We start from the raw sequence: 20,006 nt of genomic DNA, 5'->3' as shown, positions 1-20,006 counted from the left end.
CAAAGCTCAAGGGCCTGAGCCCGGTCCAATACCGGGCCCAGGCCCTTGCCGCTTAGGCTCCAAACGTCAGAGTCCAACTTCTGGGGACCACTTCATTCACCTGGAAAGGGGCAGTTTTGCGTCTGCTGGGCGAGGGTCAGGTGGGGTTCGAGTACACCCGGGTAGGGGAGATGAGTACCGCGGCGCGACGTTCCTCGCGCATGACGCGGTCATAGGTGTCCCAGTCGTCGTGCGTGCCGCCTGCCGCTTGGAAGATGGCGCGCAACAGCAGCCGCAGCGCCTCGGCGTCCGTGTCAGGGCTCGGATCGTCGGGCCCGATGATCGCGGCCGTGCCCTCGACAGTCGCCCATTGCCAGCCCGCGCGGGCGACGACGGTAGCCCGGGGATCGGCGCGCAGGTGCGCGAGCTTGCGCGCACCGCCGATCGCCACGAGGGCGACGACGGGTTCGCCGGTGCGTGGATGCACCATCACACCGGCGTTGACCACCGAGGATTGGATGCTGCCGTCGCGGCGCAGCGTGCTCAGCACACAGAGTCCGTGATCGCTGGACAGCATCTCGGAGAACTGGGATATATCGGTCGCTCCGGTTCCCATCAGACCACCTCAATCCGCCATGTCGAATGCGGCGTGGACTTTCGTCGGCTGAACGCGGACCACGAGTTCTCCCGGTACGCCGTTGCGCCGGCCGAACTCCTCGGCGCGGTCGGCGCCCATGTAGCGGCCGCCGGTGCGGGTGGCGATGTCGAGAAGTTCGTCGGGGTCTTCGCTGATCGAGGCGATGCCCTGGACTTGGACAAACGCATACGGCGGGTTGGGGTCGTCGACACAGATCACCACTCGCGGGTCGCGGGCCAGAGCCCGGCCCTTGGCGGTCTCCTTGCCGGTGTTGAAGACGAGGGTGCCGTCGTCCACCACAAACCACACGGGTGCCGCCAACGGCCGGCCGTCAGCCGCGACCCAACCCAGCACCGCGGTGCGCGTGCCTTTGGACAGAAACGCGATCACATCCTCGGAAAGTTCGCCCATGCGGCCACGCTACGCCGCGTCCGCGTGCTCACCCCGGCAACGAGGCGGGCCAGTCGGGCAGCGGCATGGTGTCGTAGAGCCGCACGCCCTTCGTGTTGAGACGGGCCAGTGACTGGACCACGCCAAGCGGCAGCAGCGAGATCACCTGACCGGCACCCACCAGTGCGCGGATGCCCCAACCACTCGTGGGCACCACCGTTTTCGCGTTCACGCGGGCCAGCTTCCGGCTGCCTTGGACCGGCGCCTGCATGGTGCGTTCATACGCGGCGAACGCCGCGGCGTAATCGTCACCCGCCCGCACCATCTCGGCGGCCAAGACGTAGGCGCCGTACACCGCGAGGCTGGTGCTGCCGCCGACTGCGGGCCCGGGGCAGTAGCCTGCGTCGCCGACGAGAGTCACGCGGCCCCGCGACCACGTGGACATCTGCAGCTGCGTGATGGCGTCGAAGTAGAACGTCGGTGTGCGCTCCACCTCGTCCAGCCAGCGGTCCACTTCGGGGCTCATGTGCTCGAACGCGGCGCGCAACTGCGACTTCTGGCGCTCCGCATCGCGGTAGTCGTAATCCAGCGGTTGGCTCGGCCGGAAGATGTACACCGCGCGGGCATCGTCGAGATGATCGGCGGTGTAGATGCCTGCCATGTGGCCGGGTTTGAAGTAGCCGGTCATCTCGCCGTCACGGGCCAGGCTCTTCGGCACCGACACCACCGAGAGGTATCCACCGAGGAAGCTCTCGGAAACGTTGTCGCCGAACGTTATACGACGCACCCCGGAGTGCAGCCCGTCGGCGCCGACGACCACGTCGAAACGTCGGGGTGGATTGTGTTCGAACGTGACGTCGCCGTCGGGTGAGATCGAGGTGATGGTGTCCCCGAAGAGATATTCGACGTCGTCTCGACCGGTCCGGAAGTAGATCTCACTGAGGTCGTCACGCATGATCTCCACGTGCCGGTCGGACATGGCCCCGATAATCTTGAGGTAGTCCAGCCGGGCGGGGCGTGACGTGCCGGGCCGGTGGATGACCATCTCGGTGGTGCCGGTGGCGTGTGCCTCGATCTCGGGCAGGACCCCCATGCGCTCGGAGATCTCCATGGCGGGCCGGAACAGGTCGACGGCGTGGCCGCCTGTCTTGCGCAGTGCCGGTGAGCGTTCCACCACGGTGACGTCGATTCCGTGTCGTGACAGCCAGTAGGCGAGTACGGGCCCGGCGATGCTGGCGCCGGAGATGAGAACCTTCACGATGCCCCCTTACTTAACGGTCGGTAAGTGATCCTGTCATGAGCTTACCTATCGTTAAGTAAGTTAGGGTGGCTACGTGGCCAAGCCTGAAGTGGATACCCGGCAGCGCATCCAGGATGTGGCGCGCGAACTGTTCGCGGAGAAGGGTGTTGTCCGCACCAGTCTGCAGGACATCGCCGACCGTCTCGGAATCACCAAACCCGCTTTGTACTACCACTTCCGGTCACGCGAGGACCTCGTCCGCAGCATTGTGCAACCCCTCGTCGACGAGGGTGAGGCATTCATCGCCGAGCAGGAACGCAAGCGCGGCGCCGCGCGCGCCACACCGCGGGAACTCCTGGAGGGTTACTTCGACTTCCACTATCGGCACCTGGCTGACCTGGTCCTGCTGGTTTCCGAGCTGACCACGCTGGCCGATCTGGGGCTGATCGACCAGCTGCTGGCCTGGCGGGCCAGGCTGGGCGTGCTGGTGTTCGGCCGGCGGCCGACGCTCGAGCAGTCCACTCGCGCCGTCATCGCGTTCGGCGGTCTGCAGGATTGTTGTCTGCAGTTTCCCGACGTTCCCTACGAGCAACTGCGTAAGGCGACGGTCGACGGCGCGATGGCCGCGCTGGGCCTGTAGCCACGGCACCTTCGAGTGGGCATGATGGATCGCATCGCCGACGACGGGGGCCGGAATGTCCGATGACATGGGGGACGTCAAACTCATCCCGCTCGAGGTCCTGCTGGGCCAGCCCGAACGCGCCGCGGCGCAGATATCACCGGACGGCATGCGGTTGTCCTACATCGCCCCACTCGAAGGCGTGTTGAACGTGTTTGTCGGTGACGCCGGACCGGGCACGGATAACCCGGTCACCCACGACACCGACCGCGGGATCCAGAATTACTTCTGGGCCCACGACAATCGCCACATCATCTACGTCCGGGACAGGGATGGAAGCGAGAACTTCCGGCTGTACGACGTCGACATGGAGACCGGGGCGGAACGCGATCTGACCCCGATGGATGGCGTGCAGTGCCGGGTCATCGCGCACCGCAAGCGATTTCCGAACGAGGTGCTGGTGGGCATCAACAAGGACAATCCGCAGCTGCACGATGTATACCACCTTGACCTGCGCACCGGTGCGCTGCGCAAGATCGTGGAGAATCCCGGTTACCTCGGCTGGGTGGTCGACGATGACCTGAAGGTGCGCGGCGCGGCCGCGCCGACTCCCGATGGCGGCCTCGTCATTCTGGTGCGTGACGACGACACGGCCCCGTGGCGGCCGTTGCTGGAGGTTGGACCGGACGACGCGGAAAGCACCGGGCCGGTTGGCTTTACGAAGGACGGCATGGCGATGTACCTGCAGTCCTCTGTCGGTTCGAACACTACCCGGCTGGTCCAGATGGATATCGAAACCGGCGCGACCGAGGTGATCGCGGAGGACCCCACCTACGACATCAACAGTGTGATCGTCCATCCCGACACCCGCGAAATCCAAGGCGTGACGGTGTATGGCGACCGGCAGGAGTACCGGATCTTCGACGACTCGATTCGTGGCGACGTCGAGGCACTCGAGCGGCTGCACCCTGGCGAGCTGATGATCACCGACCGCGACGCGGACGACACGACCTGGCTCGTCGCATTCGACCAGGACTCAGGACCGGTGAAGTTCTACCGCTGGGATCGTGAAATGCAAACTGCCACCTTCCTGTTCGATCACCGGCCAGAGCTGAACGAGTATCCGCTGGTGCCCATGGAACCGTTCAGCTACACCGCCCGTGACGGCCTGACGATCCACGGCTACGTATCGTTCCCGGCTGGGGGCGACCGCAAGAATCTGCCCACCGTTCTCAACGTGCACGGCGGGCCATGGGCCCGTGTCGGCTGGGGCTTCGATCCCGAGGCGCAATGGCTCGCCAACCGCGGTTACCTGTGCGTGCAGGTGAACTTCCGTGGTTCCAGCGGCTACGGCAAGGAATTCCTCAATGCCGGCAACCGTGAATGGGCCGCCAAGATGCACGATGACCTGCTGGATGCGGTCGGCCACCTTGTCGGGCAGGGGATCGTCGACCGGGACCGGGTGGCGATCTACGGCGGGTCCTATGGTGGGTACGCGGCGCTGGTGGGCGCGGCCTTCACGCCCGAGGTGTTCAAGTGCGCGGTCTCGCTGGTCGGCCCGTCCAATCTGAACACTCTCATCGCGTCGTTCCCGGAGTACTGGAAGCCATTGATCATGCTGTGGCACAAGCGCGTTGGCGACGATCCGGACTTCCTGTGGTCTCGGTCGCCGCTGTCGCGCGTGGATGCCATTCGCATTCCGATTCTGATCGGGCAGGGCGAGAACGATCCGCGGGTCAAGCGGGCGGAGTCCGAGCAGATCGTGGCGGCCATGAAAGAGCGCGGCCTCGATCACGAGTACGTGATGTACGAGAACGAGGGCCACGGCTTCGTCAAACCCGAGAATCGCCTCGACTTCTATCATCGGGCCGATCAGTTCCTCGCCAAGCATCTCGGAGGTCGTGCTGAGTGAGGGTCAGTCGCTCCTCGCGAACAGATAATGCCGCGCCCGGTGGGTGTTGTTCAGGTCCAGTGCCGGCTCGTCTCCGCTTGAGAGCAGTGTCCAGCCGTGGCTGAAACGCCGTTGTACTTCATCGAATCCGATGCCCGGCACGCCCATCGATGCGCCAGGGATGAACGCCACGATGAGTAGTTGCGCACCGGGGGCAGCTACCGCGCTGACCTCCGCGACGTAGGCGTCGCGGTCGGCGGCGCTCATGCCGTGCAGACACCCACTGTCGATGATCAGCTGGAAGCCGGGCCGGATACCTGACGAACTCAGTTGCGTCACATCGGCTTTGGCAAACTGCACCGGCAGCGGGCCGGCCTTGGCGCGGGCCTTCTTCAGCGGTTTGGCCACGTAATCCACACCCGTGACCTGCCACCCGTGCCTGGCAAGGTAGATCGCGTTGTCCCCGGTACCGCAGCCCAGATCGAGCGCGGTTCCCGGGGGCAACGACGTGTTTTCGACAAGCTCGGTCAGGCTGTGCGCCAACGGATGACCGTCCCAGGGCGTGAATCCCAGGCGGTAGAGCCACCGGAACAGCCGTTGACGCGAGCTCACAGTGTCAGAGCGACCCCAGATCGGAGGACAGCCAGTGCTCGGGCTTCAAGAAGACAGCGACGCTCTCGCCGTGTTCCCGGCGGGCGAACTCCAGATATGGCTCCACCTTCTCGGGCGCCAGGTAGCGCTTGGTCATCTCGACGAGTTGCTCATCGGTGCCCGGTTCGATGCGACTGACGGCACCGTCGACGGCCACGTAGCGCACCGTCGGCTCGAGACGCTCCACCATCAATGTCGCGTGCCCGGCCGCCTCGATCAGCCGGTGCTTGCGTGATCCCACCCCGGTCAACACCCACGGCTCGCCGCCGGGGGTGTACTGGTACCAGATCGGGACGGTCAGCGGACCACGTTTGTCGCCTGCGTACACCGAGAGGGCGGCGATGTGGGGTTCAGCCAGGAACTGTTCGCGTTCTTCTTTGGAAAGGGCCATGGAATTCAGGCTAGCGCCGTACCGCGACAAGAGTTGGCGTCGTAAAGTCGGGGTCCATGCGCTTTGGACTCTTCATCCCGCAGGGCTGGCGTCTTGACCTCGTCGACATTCCCACCGAAAAGCACTGGTCGGTGATGCGTGACCTGGCTGCTCACGCAGACGCAGGTGAATGGGACTCGCTGTGGGTGTACGACCACTTCCACACCGTTCCGATTCCGACCGACGAGGCGACGCACGAGGCCTGGACCCTGATGGCGGCCTACGCCGCGACGACATCGCGGATCAAGCTGGGTCAGATGTGCACCGCGATGAGCTACCGCAATCCGGTTTACCTTGCCAAGGTCGCCGCCACCACCGACGTCATCTCCGGCGGCCGCGTGCAGATGGGCATCGGCGGCGGCTGGTACGAACATGAGTGGCGCGCCTACGGGTACGGCTTTCCGTCCGCCGGTGTGCGTCTCGGCCGGCTCGACGAGGGTGTTCAGATCATGCGGGACGCCTGGCGTGACGGCCGAGTCAGCTTCGACGGCAGGCACTACCAGGTCGACGGTGCGATCGTCGCGCCGAAGCCGTTGCAGAACAACGGGATCCCCCTGTGGATCGCCGGCGGTGGGGAGAAAGTGACGCTGCGCATCGCGGCCAAGTACGCGCAGTACACCAACTTCACCTCCGAGCCGCAGGGCTTCGCCCACAAGTCGCAGGTGCTGGCCGGGCATTGCCGGGATGTCGGGACCGACTACGGCGCCATCGTGCGATCGGCCAACTTCAACGCCGTCATCGGCGACTCCGAAGCCGATGTCGCCGATCGCGTCGCGCGGTTGCGGGCCCGACAGGCCCCTGTCGCCGGCGAGGCCTCCGTCGATGCGATGCTCGCGAATGTCACCGCACCCGAATCGGCAAGCGGTACACCCGAACAGGTCATCGAGAAGCTGCAGCGGATGCGTGATCTCGGGTGCGAGTACGCGATCCTGTATTTCCCGGAAGCCGCCTACGACCGGTCCGGTATCGAACTGTTCGAGCAGAAGGTCATCCCCGCGTTGAGCTAGGCGCTGAAGCTGCGAAGAGCCGGCCGGCGTGAAGGCCGTCAAAGGTACATCGGGTAACCGCCAGATGACCAGAGGCGGTACGTCGGGTGACGCCTGTGTGGTGGCTTGGCATCGTGACCTGCTCCATGATTCCCACGTGACGCTGATATCACGGGAGTTCGGGAGCGGAAGCATCTCCGCTCTGACGGTCGGGGCCGATTCGGCCGCGGTGTTCAACCCCTTGTCGCGCGTGGTTTGCCGCGCGACTGCGGCGGCCGACTGTTCCAGGCCCGTGCACAGCGCCGACATTGCCCAGTCGCGGCTGTTCGAAGACATCCTGCTCGGCGAAATCGCCGAGCTGCGGGCGAATCTCGCCGCCACCGAACTGCGGTGGCGGCGGGTCAGGGAACGAAGCCGAGTGGCCGATGCGCCGATGCCGGAAGCACTGGTGCGGCTACACGCGCGTATCTCCGAGGCCGAGCGCCTGCTGGTCCAATTGCGGTCCCGGTTCGGATACGACGGAGATTCACTCAGGGTGATTTGATCTTCGGCCCGCGTGGGCATCGTGGTGATGCCCACGCGGCGCTGAGTTGCCCTCAGTCGGGCACCGCTGACACCTGATAGTGCGCGATGCGCCAGTCGTCGTCACGGGTGGCCAGAACGCTGAGGTTCAGCGGGATCCTCGTGCCGTCGGGCCGCGTGAAGTCTGCGCGGAGATAACCGAGCACCACGTTGTCGGCGGGCCGGCGCGTCTCATCGATCCGGTAGTCGACGGTGAGGCCCACCGGCTGCGACTCGTAGTAGTCGAACACCCCCTGCCGGCCCACGCTGTAGGGACGCAACCCCTGGAAGATCGCGTCGTCGGCGAACACCGCGGCCACCCGCTGGGGATCGTGGGCGGCGATGCCGGCCCGCCACTCGTCGAGGACGTGACGAAGGATCGCCGCCGTGCCCTCCTCAATGTCCGGCACTCTGGCCTCCGTCCACATGCAGGATGTCGCCGGTGACGAATCCGGCCCGCTCCAAGTACAGCACCGCGTCGACCACATCATCGATATCGCCCATGTGACCGACCGGATGCAGCGCCGACAGGAATTCGTGGGTTTCGGGTGCGTGCATCGGGGTGCGGATGGTGCCCAACGCGACGGCGTTGGCGCGGATGCCACGCGACGCGTATTCGATGGCCAGCGCTTTGGTCGCGGCGTTCAGGCCACCTTTTGTCAGGGATGCCAATACCGAGGGCACCTGCGAGTTGGCGTGGTCGACGAGGCTTGTGGAGATGCTGACCACGTGTCCGCCTTCGCCGTGCGATTCGATCGCGGCGATCCCGGCGCGGGTCAGTTCGAAGAAGCCTCGCTGGTTGACTCCGGTGACGGCGTCGTAGTCGTCGTCGGTGTACTCGGTGAAGGGCTTGGCGATGAAGATGCCGGCGTTGTTCACGATGGTGTCGACGCGGCCGAAGCGCTCGATCGCGGCGTCGATCAGTTGCTTGCCCACGCCGGGCTGCCCGATGTCGCCGGGTACGGCCAGCACCATCGGGTCGTCGCTCTCGCCGATGTTGCGGGAGTTGGCGACGACGGCGTAGCCCAGCTTGCGATAACCCGCGACCAGCGCTTCGCCGATGCCCTGGGAGGCGCCGGTGATGACTGCGACGTGTGGTGTGGTGCTCATGGGGGTGGACCCTTCTCTTGTTTCCGGTCTGATGTACTGCTCAACGCATCCCCGAGCGCAGTGATCTCCGGCTTATGTGACGGGATAGCTCATTGTTGATAGCTTGCGCCTAATACGCTCGTCGGGTGGAATTGCGCCAGTTGCGGTACTTCGTGACCGTCGCCGAGGAGCTGAACTTCGGGCGCGCGGCCGAGCGGCTGCGGATCGCCGGTCCGTCGCTGTCCCAACAGATCAAGGCGCTGGAACGCGATCTCAAGGTCACGCTGTTCGACCGTGACCGGCGCTCGGTGGCGTTGACGCAGGCCGGCAGTGCATTGCTGCCGGAGGCGCGGTCCCTGATCCAGCAGGCTGATGAATTACGCAGGCGCGCACACGGTTTGGCATCCTCGGATCCGGTACGGATGGGGTATGTGAACTGGTGCCCGACAGATTGGGCCGACCGGGCCGCGGGCGTGGCCCAGGTCCGGGTGGACACCTGGGTGATGCCGTCGCACACCCAGGCGGCCCGGGTCGCCGACGGCAGCCTCGATCTCGCGATCTGCTGGGTGCAGAACCGTGACCTGGACTCGCTGTCTTTGCAGGCCAGGCTGATCGGGGTGGACCGGCTGTACGCCCTGTGCACGGGCAGCGACGAATCACCGGTCAGTGCCCGCGACACCACGGTGCTGATCGACACGGACGCGGCGAGTTGGTCTTCCTGGAACACCTATGGCGAACAATTCGCCACAGCGGTCGGTGCGCCGGTCCTGCGGACCGATGACGGCGGCGTCACCGGTCCCACGTTCTTCGAGCATGTCCGGCGGCTGCGCCGCCCGGTCCTCAACAACCCCAAGGGACAGGACGCCGCGTTGCCCACGGGACTGGTCCGCCGCCCGGTGGTGTCCCCGTCACCGTTGTGGACCTGGTCGTTGGTGTGGCGTCGTGATGAGACCGTCCCGGCCGTGCTCGCCGTCGTCGACGAGTTCACCCGCGGTATAGGCGATCTCGGGCTGGACGCCCCCGATGTCTGGCTGCCGGAAGACGATCCGCATCACCCCGCACACCACCGCGGCGGCTAGCACCACGACGGCGCCCACGAGAAGGGCGGGTGCGAAACCGCGGTGCAACAGCGGTGCCACCATCAACGGCCCGAGGATCTGGCCCACTGAATATCCGGCGGTGAGCAGGGCGACGGCGCGCGGATACCGCAACAGCCTGCCTGCCGCCAGCGCCAGCGTGCTGACACCGATGAAGGTTCCGCCGAACAGCACCGCGCCCACCAATGCGGCCGTGACCCCGCCGACCGCGCCGGCCACGGCGATCCCCACGGCCTGCAGGGCCAGGGCCACGACGAGGAGCGCCGGATGCGACCATCGGCTGCTCAACGCCGCCCACAGTGCCGCCGAGGGCACCGTGGCAAGCCCCACGACGAGCCAGGTGCTCCCGCCCAGCCAGCCCGGTGCACCCTGCGCGACGGCCGCCACGAGGAAGGTGCCGGCGATGATGTAGCCGACGCCTTCGAGCGTGTAGCCGGTGAGCAGCAACGCGAACGGCCCGTGGGCCGGCCGGGTTTCGGTGGTCGGAGCGGCCGTGGCGGTGTGTGGCGAGGCGGGCATGGACCACGCGCAGGCACCCAGCAGCGCCGCCACCGCCGCCGAGGCCCACCAGGCCACCTTCCAGTCGCCGGCGGCCAGCACCAGCAGCGCTGACAGCGCGATACCGGCGCCGACCCCGCCGAAGCCCCACCCGGCCAGGTGTGCGGGATGCCCGTGCAGGTGCTCGAGCATGGTGTTGACCGCGATGACGAACACCAGCGCGCTGGCGAAACCGGCCACGCCGCGTAACACGGCCCATTCGATTGTGTTGGTGGACAAGGGCATTACCGCCAGGCTGACGGCCATGGCGAGCAGGCATGCCCGGCAGGCGGTGACCGAGCGGGCCAGGCGCGGCGAGATCGAACCCGCCAGCGCACCGGCGAGGTAGCCGACGTAGTTCGCGGTCGCGAGGATCGCGGCGTCATGGGCGTTGAGGCCGGCCTGGGCCGACATCAACGGCAGGATCGGGGTGTAGACGAAGCGGCCGATCCCCATCGCCGATGCCAGCGCCGCCGCGGTGCGTGCGACGTGTCCGTGTGTGCGCATCGGCCCATCGTGTGGCAATTCGATTCGTCGGCGCCACGACAAAAAGCCTCACAGGTGGAAGGCAGTATCTCTCACCGGCAGGGACTGCGGACGCGAGGCGGCGCGTTGAGATGGTGCACCGACCGAGCCGTCAATCCACCAGGAGGATGCCATGACGAACAACATCACCGCACTGGTTACCGGTGCCAACCGCGGGCTGGGGCGTCATCTGGCCGCCGAGCTGCTCGCGCGCGGCGCCAAGGTGTACGCCGCGGCCCGAAACCCGGACACCGTGGATCTGCCAGGTGCCATACCGATCCAGCTCGACATCACCGATCCGGAGTCGGTGCGCCGCGCGGCCGCCGTCGCGGACGACGTCACGGTGCTGGTGAACAACGCCGGTATCTCCACGCGAGCGCAGCTGCTGACCGGGCCGATCGAGGACATTCGCGCGGAGATGGAGACGCACTACTTCGGCACCTTGAATGTGAGCCGCGAGTTCGTTCCTGTGATCGAAAAGAACGGCGGCGGAGCGGTTCTCAATGTCTTGTCGGTGCTCTCGTGGTACCACGCGCCGACGTCGGGAGCGTATTCGGCCGCCAAGGCCGCCGAGTGGGCGCTCACCGACGCGTTGCGCACCGAGCTTGCGCCCCGCGGGATTCACGTTGCCGCGCTGCATGTCGGATACATGGACACCGACATGGTCAGCTACATCCCGCCGGAGCAGAAGACCGATCCGGCGCTGGTGGCGGCCCAGGCGATCGCGGGGCTGCTCGACGGCCGGCCGGAGATTCTGGCCGATGAACTTTCGCGCCAGGTGAAGACTCAGTTGTCCAGTGCCAACGACGGCGGACGCTCAGAGAGCGTTCGGGCGTAGCGTGGGAAATCGCTCACGGTTCACCGACAGGAGGTGGCACGATTGGCGGATATGGAGAAGATCTCGCTCACCGCGATCGCTCGTCAGCAGTTGGCTTCAGCCCGCACGGCCAGCAGCGGACGCAGTGCCCACACGGTTTACGGCGGGCATGAACACCAACTGCGCCAGACGCTGATCGCGCTGACCGAGGGCTCCGGGCTCGATGAGCACGAGAGTCCTGGTGAAGCCACGTTGCAGGTGATCGAGGGCAGGGTGAAACTGGTCAACTCCGAAGCCAGCTGGGAGGGCTCGCCCGGCGATCACATCGTGATCCCGCGCACCCGGCACAGCCTGCAGGCGCTCGCGGATTCGGTGGTGCTGCTGACCGTCGTGAAGGTGATGGGGCCGCACACCTGAGCCTGATTCGCTATTGCTGAAGATTGTGGTCACCAGGTAGCTGCAATCTTCAGCGTAAGCAGTTGTCCACGTCAGGCAGCGAGACCGAGGCGGCCGAATTCACATCCCGGCCCGCAGGAGTGGCCGCTCACCGTGATCCCGTGCCGGCGCATCACCCGGGTGATCTTCGCGGCGGTCTGGCATGGTCGGTCGAAAACCTGACGGTACGACAGGCGGATGGTTGAGCGGCCGTCGACCGCGGCGTCGAGATCGCGCTCGAAATCCCTGTTCCGTGCAGATGCCGAGTCATGGAACAGGAGGCCGTCGAGTTCCACCACGAGCCGTTGCCCGTACTGGGCATCGCGGTAGCAGGCACCCACTGATGAGGCTGAACGTTTCTGTCGAGTCGCCGGCGGCAATCCGTGCGCCCGCTCCACGCGATTGAGGTACGCGTGCTCCAGGACCGAGCAGGAGCCCTCGGCGATGTCGACCACCACGGCCCGCAGCCAGCGTCGTCGGCGAATCCGCGGGCGAGCGTCGAGGGCGAGCAGTATGCGTCGCGCAGTGGTGCGCCGTGACTGGCAGGCGTTGGCCAGCACCGCAATCGCGTCGAACTCGGATATCGCCTGGCGCGCGACGTCAAGCACGGCTTCCTCGAAACGCACCCGTGGCGGTCCGAGATTCCACAGCACCCGCTCCTGCAGGTGTGCGAGATGGTGGATCCGCACTCCGTACGGTTCGGCCAGCACACCTCGGCCGCGGCCGACGGCGACATGGATCACCGAGCCTCCGTCCTCCAACGCCGATTCCAGGCACAGTGCTGCCGGAGCTGCGTAAAGCACTGCGGCCCAGGCTCGTTGCAACCACGTCAACGGTCCGGTGTGATCCACATAGATGCCGTCGTGGACCCGCGCCCATTCGTTGCGTCTGAGCAACCGGCGAATGTCGTGGGACCGCATGCCCGCATCGAGGGCTTGTCGACGCGCGATGACCCCCGACTGCTGGCGAAGCGCTTCGTCGAGGTCCACGCTGTCATGGTCGTACACCCGACGCCACGCCCGCCAGAGCTGTTCGCGCGCCTGTGGATAACTCGTTGTGCTGAAGATTGTGGTCACCAGGTAGCTGCAATCTTCAGCGTTGCCGGACCTGGCTAGATCGCCGGGCCCAACAGATCGTCGGCGTCCTTGATGACGTAGCCGTAACCCTGCTCGGCCAGGAAACGTTGCCGGTGCGCGGCGTACTCCGCATCCAGGGAATCACGCGAGACGACGGAGTAGAACACCGCGCCACCGCCGTTGGCCTTGGGCCGCAACAGCCGGCCCAGCCGCTGAGCCTCTTCCTGGCGAGATCCGAAGGTCCCCGAAACCTGAACGGCCACAGAGGCTTCCGGTAGGTCGATGGAGAAGTTGGCCACCTTCGACACCACCAGAGTGGAGATCTCGCCGCGACGGAATGCGTCGAACAGCGCTTCGCGCTCCGAGTTCTTCGTTGACCCCTGGATCACCGGGGCGTTCAGTTCCTCGCCCAGCTCTTCCAGCTGGTCCAGGTAGGCGCCGATGACCAGGGTCGGTTCGCCGGGGTGGCGTTCCAGGATCGAGCGGACCACCGCGATCTTGGTGTGCACCGTCGAGCACAGCTTGTAGCGTTCCTCCGGTTCAGAGGTGGCGTAAAGCATCCGCTCGTTGTCGGTCATCGTCACCCGCACCTCGATGCACTCGGCGGGGGCGATCCAGCCCTGGGCTTCGATGTCCTTCCACGGTGCGTCATAGCGCTTCGGCCCGATCAGCGAGAACACATCGCCTTCGCGGCCGTCCTCGCGGATCAGCGTCGCGGTCAGGCCCAGCCGGCGCCGGGACTGCAGATCGGCCGTCATCCGGAACACCGGTGCCGGCAGCAGGTGCACCTCGTCGTAGATGATCAACCCCCAGTCACGGCTGTCGAACAACTCGAGATGCTTGTACTCGCCCTTGGTGCGGCGGGTGATCACCTGGTATGTCGCGATGGTGACCGGCCGGATCTCCTTCTTCTCACCCGAGTACTCGCCGATCTCGTCCTCGGTCAGCGAGGTGCGGGCCACCAGCTCGCGCTTCCACTGCCGCCCGGCCACGGTGTTGGTGACCAGGATCAGCGTCGTCGCGCCGGCCTTGGCCATCGCGGCTGCCCCGACCAGGGTCTTACCGGCACCACAGGGCAGCACCACCACACCCGAGCCGCCCGCCCAGAATGAGTCGGTGGCCATCTCCTGGTAGTCGCGCAGCTGCCAGCCGTCCTGGGCCAGCGAGATCGGGTGGGCTTCGCCGTCGACGTAGCCGGCCAGGTCCTCGGCCGGCCAACCGATCTTGAGCAGCATCTGTTTGACGCGGCCGCGCTCGCTGTTGTGCACGATCACGGTGTCGTCGTCGAGGCGGGCGCCCAGCATCGGGGCGATCTTCTTGTTGCGGAGCACCTCTTCCAGCACCGCACGGTCCAGGCTGACCAGGGTCAACCCGTGTGCGGGGTGCTTGACCAGCTGCAGGCGCCCGTAACGGGCCATGGTGTCGACGATGTCGACGAGCAGCGGCTGGGGCACCGGGTACCGCGAGAAGCTGACCAGCGCATCGACCACCTGCTCGGCGTCGTGGCCGGCCGCGCGGGCGTTCCACAGCGCCAGTGGGGTGATGCGGTAGGTGTGCACGTGTTCGGGGGCGCGTTCGAGCTCGGCGAACGGTGCGATGGCGGCACGCGCCGCCCCGGCCTGCTCATGGTCGACCTCGAGCAGCACCGTCTTGTCGGACTGCACGATCAGGGGGCCGTCAGTCATGCGCGGCTCCCTCGGCTTCTGGCTGGCTGGTCATTCTGTCCATTATCCAGAGCGCGCGGACACCTTCGGACGACGAGTGACCGAGTCCGCACGCCGACACGCCGCAGCAGCGCCATTTTGTGGTCGGTATCGCTAGTTGTCGGCGGACACCACGGAGGTGACCCGGTGGATGGCGAACTCGCGGACCCGGCCGGCGGCCGGATCGAACGCGGTCAGCTGGCCGCCGCGCACATTGATGGGGGAGACCACTCGCTGGGTGGCCACGCCGGCGGGATCGACGTAGCCGATGACCACGGAGGTCTGGTTGATCGCGGCGTCCTGCAACTGGGTGATGGCCATCGCCGGGTCCAGACGCACGCTGGAGAACGGTCCGGACGCCACCTTGCGCAGCACCGCGACGACTGCGCCGAGCGTCTGGGCGGACGGGGGTGAGGGCGGGCGGTAGACGCGGCGCCGGGTCGGTGCGACGACACGCGCGCCGCGGGCCCTGATGTCGACGACGCTGCCGGTCGAGTCCTCGGCGGCCGGCGCGAATCCCGCCTCCCGCAGCACCGTGAGCACGTCGGCGATCGGCGCCTGGGACACCGCCACGGTGGGGGCCAGCAGCCGGAGCTCGAGGCGGTCGGTGCCCGGTGCGGCGACGGCCTGGGCCAGCAGTGCCGGATCTTCACACCGCAAAAACGATGTGGCCATCCCGACCCGCAGTTGGCCGTGGCGCCGGGCGACGTCGTCGATGAGGTAGGTGAGTCCTTGCGGCACCGGTGTTTTCGAGTGTTTCTCGAACAAGGTGTGCAGGTCGCCTGCGGTCCGTCCGGCATCGAGTGCGCGCCGGATGGACGCCTCGCTGATGCGGTAGACCATCGCTGCGCCCGCCGATTCGACGGTGGCCACCTCGGCCAGGTGCTCGGCCAGATCCCGCTCCAGCGGGCCGGGCACGATCACGGTGAGATCGGCCTGCAGCAGGAAGTGATCGAGAGGTTTGGGCAGCGCCTTGGCCATCGCGGCCAGCACGTCCTCGTCGGGATCGCCGGCCAGCAGCCCGCGGGCCGGCGTGCTGATCGCGCCGCGGCCCACCATGCCCAGCGCGTGCGCCTCGGCGAGCAGTCCGCCGACCGTGGCCGGCTGCAGCCTTGCCGCCCAGCGCGGCCGCCGCCACAGCATCGCGCGGGCCGCCTCGGCACCGTCGACTCCGGTGCCCGGATCCAGTTCGGCCAGCACGCTCAACATCAGCCGGCGGTCCAGCGGTGCCGCTGTCGAGTACAGCGAATCCGACAGCGCGGCAAAGGGTTTGTTGTCCGGTCCGCGGCTGCCGATCAGGGCGGGCCGGGCCGGCAGGTCCAGCCAGGTCGCCGCCAGCAGGTGCCAGCGCACCGACGTGGGTGATTCGATGAACCGGTCGGCGGCCACCGTCGGCGCCCAGTACGGCCCGGTCCCGTCACCCGGGTCGGGTTCGGGCATTCCGGCGGCGATCAGCCCCGCGCCCGCGGCCAATTCCAGCAGGAGTCCCAGCCGGGGTTCCTCGATGCCCGTGGCCTTGGCCAGCCGTTTGACGTCGCGGACGCCGAGCCCGCCGTTGCGCAACTCGGGAACCGGTGTGCTGCCGAGGGTTTCGATGATCAGGTCGATCTCACGCAGCAGGTCGATGGCCGCGCCGGCGGCCACCGCATCCACGTCGGCAGGAGTCGTGGACGTGGTCTGGAGCGCCGGTGCGGTCAGCTCCAGCGGCCCGGGCGCCTCGCTGCGCATCACCTGGCCGACCACCCGGGGCAGGATCACCGTCTCGTCGTCGATCCGGCGCAGCAGCCCGGCTTCCAGCAGTCGCGGGACCGGTCGGTCGCCGGGGGTGTCGGGTGCCGCGTCGCGGGTGCGGCCCATGGGCGAGCCCTCCAGCAGCCGGGCCAGCAGCTCGCTCTGGGCGTCGTCGAGGCCCTGGAGCAGAGCGGCGATCTCGTCCGGGCTGCGCTCGGGCACCTCGATGGCGGCCTGGCCGACGAACCAGGGCAGGCCGGCGGCGACCTCGGGGGCCACCCGGACGGCGGCCTCGCCCCACACCAGGGCCCGCTCGCGCAGGTCGTCCAGCGCGGCGGTCACGTCATCGGAGCCGACGCGGTCGCCCAACAGTTCATTTACCTGGGATATCGGGACCGCATGGGTGTCGGCGTGCAGGACCAGCAGTGCGTCCAGGACCGCCAGCCGCAGGAAGTCCAGGGAATCGGTGGCAGCCTTGACCGACTGGCGTGAGGTGGCGCGCGCGGCGAGCGCGGCAATCGTTCCCGGTGGCGGCTGGCTCAGGTCGGGCCGCAGTTCCAGCAGGCGGATCAGGCCCTTGTCATCGAGTTCGGCCAACCAGGCACCCAGCGGGATTCCGGGGGTCTGTGCGGCGGTCATATCCTGACCAGCGTAAAGCTACTTCGGGTCGTCCGCCGCGCCGGTCTCGCCACCGGATCGGACGCCTGCCACAATGTGGGGCGTGGCTGACAACAAGAAGAACCATTACGTCGACAACGGCTGGCCGGTGCTCTCCGACGGCGATGATCACGCCGTCAGCGAGCTCGCCACCGACCGCACCGGCGCACTGTCACCGTTCGGCGATGTGACCTTTCCATTGCCGGCCGAAGAGCTGCCCTTCATCCAGTCGGCCACGGTCGTCAACAGGTAACAGTGGGACTGTCGCACCTCGACGAGTCCGGCGCGGCGCACATGGTCGACGTCACCTCGAAGGACGTCACCAAGCGCACCGCGGTCGCTGTGGGCACGTTGCACACGCGCCCGGATGTGGTGGCCCTCATCGCCTCGGGCGGCCTGCCCAAGGGTGATGCCCTGGCCACCGCGCGGGTGGCGGGAATCCTGGCGGCCAAGCGGACTCCCGAGTTGATACCGCTGTGCCATCAGTTGGCCCTCACCGGCGTCGACGTGGACTTCGACGTCCGGGATGCCGCGGTGGCGGTGACCGCCACCGTGCGCAGCACGGACCGCACCGGGGTGGAGATGGAAGCGCTGACCGCGGTGAGCGTGGCCGCACTCACCCTGTACGACATGATCAAGGCCGTCGATCCCGCCGCACGCGTCGACGACATCAAAGTGGTGCGCAAAGAAGGCGGTAAAACGGGATTGTGGGAAAGAGCGTCGGAAGAAACCCAGCAGTGACCCGTTCGGCACGGGTCATCATCGCCTCGACCCGTGCCGCGGCAGGGGTGTACGACGACCGGACGGGCCCTGTCATCGTCGGCTGGCTCTCCGATCGCGGTTATGACGTCACCGAGCAGGTGGTGGTCGCCGACGGACACGCCGTCGCCGATGCCCTGCGGGCGGCGCTGGCCGAGCGGGTCGATCTGATCATCACCTCCGGCGGTACCGGCATCTCACCGACCGACGCGACGCCGGAGTCCACCATGTCGGTGCTCGACTATCAGATACCCGGGCTGGCCGACGCCATCCGGCGCGCCGGCGCGCACAAGGTGCCCACTGCGGTGCTGTCCCGCGGCGTGTGTGGGGTCGCCGGGCGCACCCTGATCATCAACCTGCCCGGGTCGCCGGGCGGGGTGAAGGACGGGCTGGGCGTGCTGGCCGGTGTGCTGGAGCATGCCCTGGACCAGCTGGGCGGAAAGGACCACACGTGAGTGCGTCCGTCATACGTGTCGAATTGACCGAGGCACCGATCTCACTGACCGAGTACGAGGCGCTGGTGGCCCACGAGGCCGCCGGCGCGGTCGTCGGGTTCTCCGGTGTGGTGCGTGATCACGACGAGGGCCGTTCAGTCATCCGGCTCGATTACTCGGCGCACCCCAATGCTCTTCAGACGTTGCAAGAAGTGGCCGCCGAGGTGGCCGCGCAGGCGACCGGGGTGCGTGCGATCGCGGTCAGCCACCGCATCGGGACCCTGCACATAGGAGACGCCGCCCTGGTGGCCGCTGTGGCAGCGGACCATCGCAGGGCGGCGTTCGAAACCTGTGCCCGTCTCGTCGACACCGTCAAAGAGCGGCTACCGGTGTGGAAGCACCAGTACTTCTCCGACGGCACCGACGAATGGGTCGGTTCGGCCTGACCCGGATCAGGCCGGCGGGGCCGGCACGGGAGCCGGGGCGGCCGGATCCACCGGGGCGACCGGGAGGTTCGGAGCCTCACCACCCGGGGCGTCCGGGGTGGACAGCGGACGCTGTGTCAGCGCCAGCAGAGCATCCTTACCGCTGATGTCCTGGGTCTGGATCGCGTGCCAGATCTCCCGCAGGTAGGTGGCGTTCGGGCCCTGGCCCGGCACCTGCGACGGGTTGTCAGCCGTGGTGCCCGGGGGAAGGTTCTGTGGGCTGGCCAGGTGCGGGACGCCCTCGGCGGGGACGGCCGGGACGCCGTTGGTGGCGATCTGGTTCGCGACGTCGAAGGCCGGCTGCGGGATGTCGACGTTGTTGAGCGGGGCCAGCGGATCCGGTGCGGCGACCGCAGGAGCGGCGGGGGCCGGCGCCGGGGCCGGGGGCAGCACCGGGTCGAGCGGCATCGGATCGCCCACGTGCAGCGCCCAGGTCTGCGGCTGATCGGCGGGGGCCGGAGCCTGGTCCCAGTCGGCCGGAGCCTCGGGGGCCGGGGCATCGACCGGAGCTTCGGGAGCCGGTGCGTCGATCGGAGCCTCGGGAGCCGGTGCGGGTGCCTCGGCCTCGGGGGCCGGTGCGTCCACCGGAGCTTCAGGCGCCGGAGCCGGTGCCTCGGCCTCGGGAGCCGGGGCGTCCACCGGTGCCGGAGCCTCAGGGGCGGGCACTTGCAGCGCGGCGTCGGTGATCGGGGCGGCCTCGGGGGCGGGCGCCAACGCGGCGTCCATCGGGGCGGCCTCGGGTGCCGGGGGGAGGTTCTCGGGTGCGGGCGGGGCGTCGGCCGGCAGCGGTGCGGCAAGCGCATCGACCGGCGGTGCCTCGGGGGCGGGCGGCAGTTCGCCGTTGACCGCGGGCGCATCCAGCGGGGCCGGAGCGGGTTCGGCGACGACGTTGCGCGGGGAGGAGCCCGAGAGGCCGCGGCCACAGACGGGCCAGGCGCCCTTGCCCTGGCCGGCGAGCACGCGCTCGGCGACCGCGATCTGCTCTTCTTTGGTGGCCATGTAGGCCGCCGGTGCGTACTCGCTGCCGCCGTGTGACGACCACGTGCTGGGCGAGAACTGCAGGCCGCCGTGATAGCCGTTGCCGGTGTTGATCGCCCAGTTGCCGCCGGACTCGCAGCGGGCTACCTGATCCCACTCGCCGTCGGTGGCGGCCATGGCCTGACCGGCCAATGCGAGGCCGCTACCACCAAGGACAGCGCCGGTGAAGGCGATTTTGGCGACATTCTTTGCTGAAGACGAGGAAGCAGGCTTGCGATGCCGTCCACTCATAAGCGTGA

Annotated in this window: 22 protein-coding genes and 1 pseudogene; 11 read left to right on the top strand and 12 right to left on the bottom strand. The window is 67.6% G+C overall.

Annotated elements, in window-relative coordinates:
- Nucleotides 1–136 precede the first annotated feature (136 nt).
- From H977_RS0127725 to H977_RS0127715, 3 genes are read right to left on the bottom strand one after another with little or no spacing between them, the layout of a single operon-like run.
- Nucleotides 137–595 (bottom strand): TIGR03618 family F420-dependent PPOX class oxidoreductase, encoded by a 459-nt coding sequence (locus H977_RS0127725; RefSeq protein ID WP_081681882.1) that lies wholly within the window; start codon nt 593–595, stop codon nt 137–139.
- Between the two features lie 9 nt (nt 596–604).
- Nucleotides 605–1,027, bottom strand: coding sequence for a PPOX class F420-dependent oxidoreductase (locus H977_RS0127720; protein WP_029110913.1), 423 nt, complete (start codon nt 1,025–1,027; stop codon nt 605–607).
- Between the two features lie 28 nt (nt 1,028–1,055).
- Nucleotides 1,056–2,264 carry an FAD-dependent monooxygenase gene (locus H977_RS0127715; protein ID WP_029110912.1) on the bottom strand — a complete coding sequence of 403 codons (1,209 nt, stop codon included), beginning with the start codon at nt 2,262–2,264 and terminating at the stop codon, nt 1,056–1,058.
- A gap of 76 nt (nt 2,265–2,340) precedes the next feature.
- Here H977_RS0127715 and H977_RS0127710 point away from each other — a divergent pair, with 76 nt between their 5' ends.
- Entirely contained in the window at nt 2,341–2,886 is a 546-nt protein-coding gene (locus H977_RS0127710) for a TetR/AcrR family transcriptional regulator (RefSeq protein WP_029110911.1), read from the top strand.
- Between the two features lie 55 nt (nt 2,887–2,941).
- Nucleotides 2,942–4,777, top strand: coding sequence for a S9 family peptidase (locus H977_RS0127705; RefSeq protein ID WP_231396072.1), 1,836 nt, complete (start codon nt 2,942–2,944; stop codon nt 4,775–4,777).
- Nucleotides 4,778–4,780: 3 nt separating this feature from the next.
- On the opposite strand, the gene H977_RS0127700 is transcribed toward H977_RS0127705, so the two are convergent.
- Both H977_RS0127700 and H977_RS0127695 read right to left on the bottom strand, forming a co-directional pair.
- Nucleotides 4,781–5,368, bottom strand: a complete 588-nt coding sequence (locus H977_RS0127700) for a class I SAM-dependent methyltransferase (protein ID WP_029110909.1) — start codon at nt 5,366–5,368, stop codon at nt 4,781–4,783.
- Nucleotides 5,369–5,372: 4 nt separating this feature from the next.
- Nucleotides 5,373–5,798 carry a pyridoxamine 5'-phosphate oxidase family protein gene (locus H977_RS0127695; RefSeq protein WP_029110908.1) on the bottom strand — a complete coding sequence of 142 codons (426 nt, stop codon included), beginning with the start codon at nt 5,796–5,798 and terminating at the stop codon, nt 5,373–5,375.
- Nucleotides 5,799–5,854: 56 nt separating this feature from the next.
- Between H977_RS0127695 and H977_RS0127690 the strand changes: the two genes are divergently transcribed.
- Entirely contained in the window at nt 5,855–6,844 is a 990-nt protein-coding gene (locus H977_RS0127690; protein ID WP_029110907.1) for an LLM class F420-dependent oxidoreductase, read from the top strand.
- A gap of 136 nt (nt 6,845–6,980) precedes the next feature.
- Nucleotides 6,981–7,367 (top strand): hypothetical protein, encoded by a 387-nt coding sequence (locus H977_RS0127685; protein WP_155946867.1) that lies wholly within the window; start codon nt 6,981–6,983, stop codon nt 7,365–7,367.
- Nucleotides 7,368–7,419: 52 nt separating this feature from the next.
- Here H977_RS0127685 and H977_RS0127680 read toward each other — a convergent pair whose 3' ends face one another.
- Together H977_RS0127680 and H977_RS0127675 are read right to left on the bottom strand one after the other, a co-directional pair.
- Nucleotides 7,420–7,794: an SgcJ/EcaC family oxidoreductase gene (locus H977_RS0127680; protein ID WP_029110905.1), complete on the bottom strand. Its 375-nt coding sequence runs from the start codon at nt 7,792–7,794 to the stop codon at nt 7,420–7,422.
- Complete coding sequence (locus tag H977_RS0127675) at nt 7,781–8,494, bottom strand: SDR family NAD(P)-dependent oxidoreductase (protein ID WP_029110904.1); 714 nt, start codon at nt 8,492–8,494, stop codon at nt 7,781–7,783. The genes H977_RS0127680 and H977_RS0127675 overlap by 14 nt, the downstream gene beginning before the upstream one ends.
- 125 nt (nt 8,495–8,619) lie before the next feature.
- Here H977_RS0127675 and H977_RS35060 point away from each other — a divergent pair, with 125 nt between their 5' ends.
- On the top strand, nt 8,620–9,552 hold the full coding sequence (locus tag H977_RS35060; RefSeq protein ID WP_081681881.1) for a LysR family transcriptional regulator: 933 nt from the start codon (nt 8,620–8,622) through the stop codon (nt 9,550–9,552).
- 42 nt (nt 9,553–9,594) lie between these two features.
- Here H977_RS35060 and H977_RS0127665 read toward each other — a convergent pair.
- Nucleotides 9,595–10,563, bottom strand: a pseudogene (locus H977_RS0127665) (YbfB/YjiJ family MFS transporter); the annotation flags it as partial.
- Nucleotides 10,564–10,765: 202 nt separating this feature from the next.
- On the opposite strand from H977_RS0127665, the gene H977_RS0127660 reads away from it, so the two are divergent.
- Nucleotides 10,766–11,470, top strand: coding sequence for an SDR family oxidoreductase (locus tag H977_RS0127660; RefSeq protein ID WP_029110901.1), 705 nt, complete (start codon nt 10,766–10,768; stop codon nt 11,468–11,470).
- Between the two features lie 51 nt (nt 11,471–11,521).
- Complete coding sequence (locus H977_RS0127655) at nt 11,522–11,866, top strand: cupin domain-containing protein (protein WP_029110900.1); 345 nt, start codon at nt 11,522–11,524, stop codon at nt 11,864–11,866.
- A 71-nt stretch (nt 11,867–11,937) separates the two neighbouring features.
- Here H977_RS0127655 and H977_RS0127650 read toward each other — a convergent pair whose 3' ends face one another.
- The 3 genes from H977_RS0127650 to H977_RS0127640 all read right to left on the bottom strand — a co-directional run bounded on the left by H977_RS0127650 (nt 11,938) and on the right by H977_RS0127640 (nt 17,033).
- A complete protein-coding gene (locus H977_RS0127650; protein WP_029110899.1) occupies nt 11,938–12,873 on the bottom strand; it encodes a type IV toxin-antitoxin system AbiEi family antitoxin domain-containing protein in 936 nt (311 codons plus the stop codon).
- Between the two features lie 122 nt (nt 12,874–12,995).
- Entirely contained in the window at nt 12,996–14,645 is a 1,650-nt protein-coding gene (locus tag H977_RS0127645; RefSeq protein ID WP_029110898.1) for a DNA repair helicase XPB, read from the bottom strand.
- Between the two features lie 132 nt (nt 14,646–14,777).
- Complete coding sequence (locus H977_RS0127640) at nt 14,778–17,033, bottom strand: helicase-associated domain-containing protein (RefSeq protein WP_029110897.1); 2,256 nt, start codon at nt 17,031–17,033, stop codon at nt 14,778–14,780.
- A gap of 73 nt (nt 17,034–17,106) precedes the next feature.
- On the opposite strand from H977_RS0127640, the gene H977_RS0127635 reads away from it, so the two are divergent.
- The 4 genes from H977_RS0127635 to H977_RS0127620 are packed head-to-tail and all read left to right on the top strand — an operon-like array spanning nt 17,107 to nt 18,690.
- A complete protein-coding gene (locus H977_RS0127635; protein WP_019345946.1) occupies nt 17,107–17,304 on the top strand; it encodes a hypothetical protein in 198 nt (65 codons plus the stop codon).
- Between the two features lie 2 nt (nt 17,305–17,306).
- The gene (moaC, locus tag H977_RS0127630; protein ID WP_029110896.1) at nt 17,307–17,792 is read left to right on the top strand and encodes a cyclic pyranopterin monophosphate synthase MoaC; all 486 of its coding nucleotides are present in this window, start codon (nt 17,307–17,309) and stop codon (nt 17,790–17,792) included.
- A complete protein-coding gene (locus H977_RS0127625) occupies nt 17,789–18,265 on the top strand; it encodes a MogA/MoaB family molybdenum cofactor biosynthesis protein (protein ID WP_029110895.1) in 477 nt (158 codons plus the stop codon). Before moaC ends, H977_RS0127625 begins: the two co-directional genes overlap by 4 nt.
- Nucleotides 18,262–18,690 carry a molybdenum cofactor biosynthesis protein MoaE gene (locus H977_RS0127620; RefSeq protein ID WP_029110894.1) on the top strand — a complete coding sequence of 143 codons (429 nt, stop codon included), beginning with the start codon at nt 18,262–18,264 and terminating at the stop codon, nt 18,688–18,690. The genes H977_RS0127625 and H977_RS0127620 overlap by 4 nt, the downstream gene beginning before the upstream one ends.
- Before the next feature lie 6 nt (nt 18,691–18,696).
- Here H977_RS0127620 and H977_RS0127615 read toward each other — a convergent pair whose 3' ends face one another.
- The gene (locus H977_RS0127615; protein ID WP_029110893.1) at nt 18,697–19,998 is read right to left on the bottom strand and encodes a transglycosylase family protein; all 1,302 of its coding nucleotides are present in this window, start codon (nt 19,996–19,998) and stop codon (nt 18,697–18,699) included.
- Nucleotides 19,999–20,006 lie beyond the last annotated feature (8 nt).

It is taken from the genome of Mycobacterium sp. URHD0025 (genome assembly GCF_000426065.1).
Taxonomy (GTDB): Bacteria; Actinomycetota; Actinomycetes; order Mycobacteriales; family Mycobacteriaceae; genus Mycobacterium.
The sequence above is the reverse complement of the archived record's forward strand: the minus strand, read 5'-3'. Positions and strand labels throughout refer to the sequence as shown.

What these genes read in the sequence shown, in the direction of transcription:
- H977_RS0127655 (WP_029110900.1), top strand. Translation starts at nt 11,522, where the DNA reads ATGGAGAAGATCTCGCTCACCGCGATCGCTCGTCAGCAGTTGGCTTCA.
- H977_RS0127690 (WP_029110907.1), top strand. Translation starts at nt 5,855, where the DNA reads ATGCGCTTTGGACTCTTCATCCCGCAGGGCTGGCGTCTTGACCTCGTC.
- H977_RS0127660 (WP_029110901.1), top strand. Translation starts at nt 10,766, where the DNA reads ATGACGAACAACATCACCGCACTGGTTACCGGTGCCAACCGCGGGCTG.
- H977_RS0127645 (WP_029110898.1), bottom strand. Translation starts at nt 14,645, where the DNA reads ATGACTGACGGCCCCCTGATCGTGCAGTCCGACAAGACGGTGCTGCTC.
- H977_RS0127615 (WP_029110893.1), bottom strand. Translation starts at nt 19,998, where the DNA reads ATGAGTGGACGGCATCGCAAGCCTGCTTCCTCGTCTTCAGCAAAGAAT.
- H977_RS0127720 (WP_029110913.1), bottom strand. Translation starts at nt 1,027, where the DNA reads ATGGGCGAACTTTCCGAGGATGTGATCGCGTTTCTGTCCAAAGGCACG.
- H977_RS0127695 (WP_029110908.1), bottom strand. Translation starts at nt 5,798, where the DNA reads ATGGCCCTTTCCAAAGAAGAACGCGAACAGTTCCTGGCTGAACCCCAC.
- H977_RS0127705 (WP_231396072.1), top strand. Translation starts at nt 2,942, where the DNA reads ATGTCCGATGACATGGGGGACGTCAAACTCATCCCGCTCGAGGTCCTG.
- H977_RS0127640 (WP_029110897.1), bottom strand. Translation starts at nt 17,033, where the DNA reads ATGACCGCCGCACAGACCCCCGGAATCCCGCTGGGTGCCTGGTTGGCC.
- H977_RS0127725 (WP_081681882.1), bottom strand. Translation starts at nt 595, where the DNA reads ATGGGAACCGGAGCGACCGATATATCCCAGTTCTCCGAGATGCTGTCC.
- H977_RS0127635 (WP_019345946.1), top strand. Translation starts at nt 17,107, where the DNA reads ATGTGGGGCGTGGCTGACAACAAGAAGAACCATTACGTCGACAACGGC.
- H977_RS0127675 (WP_029110904.1), bottom strand. Translation starts at nt 8,494, where the DNA reads ATGAGCACCACACCACACGTCGCAGTCATCACCGGCGCCTCCCAGGGC.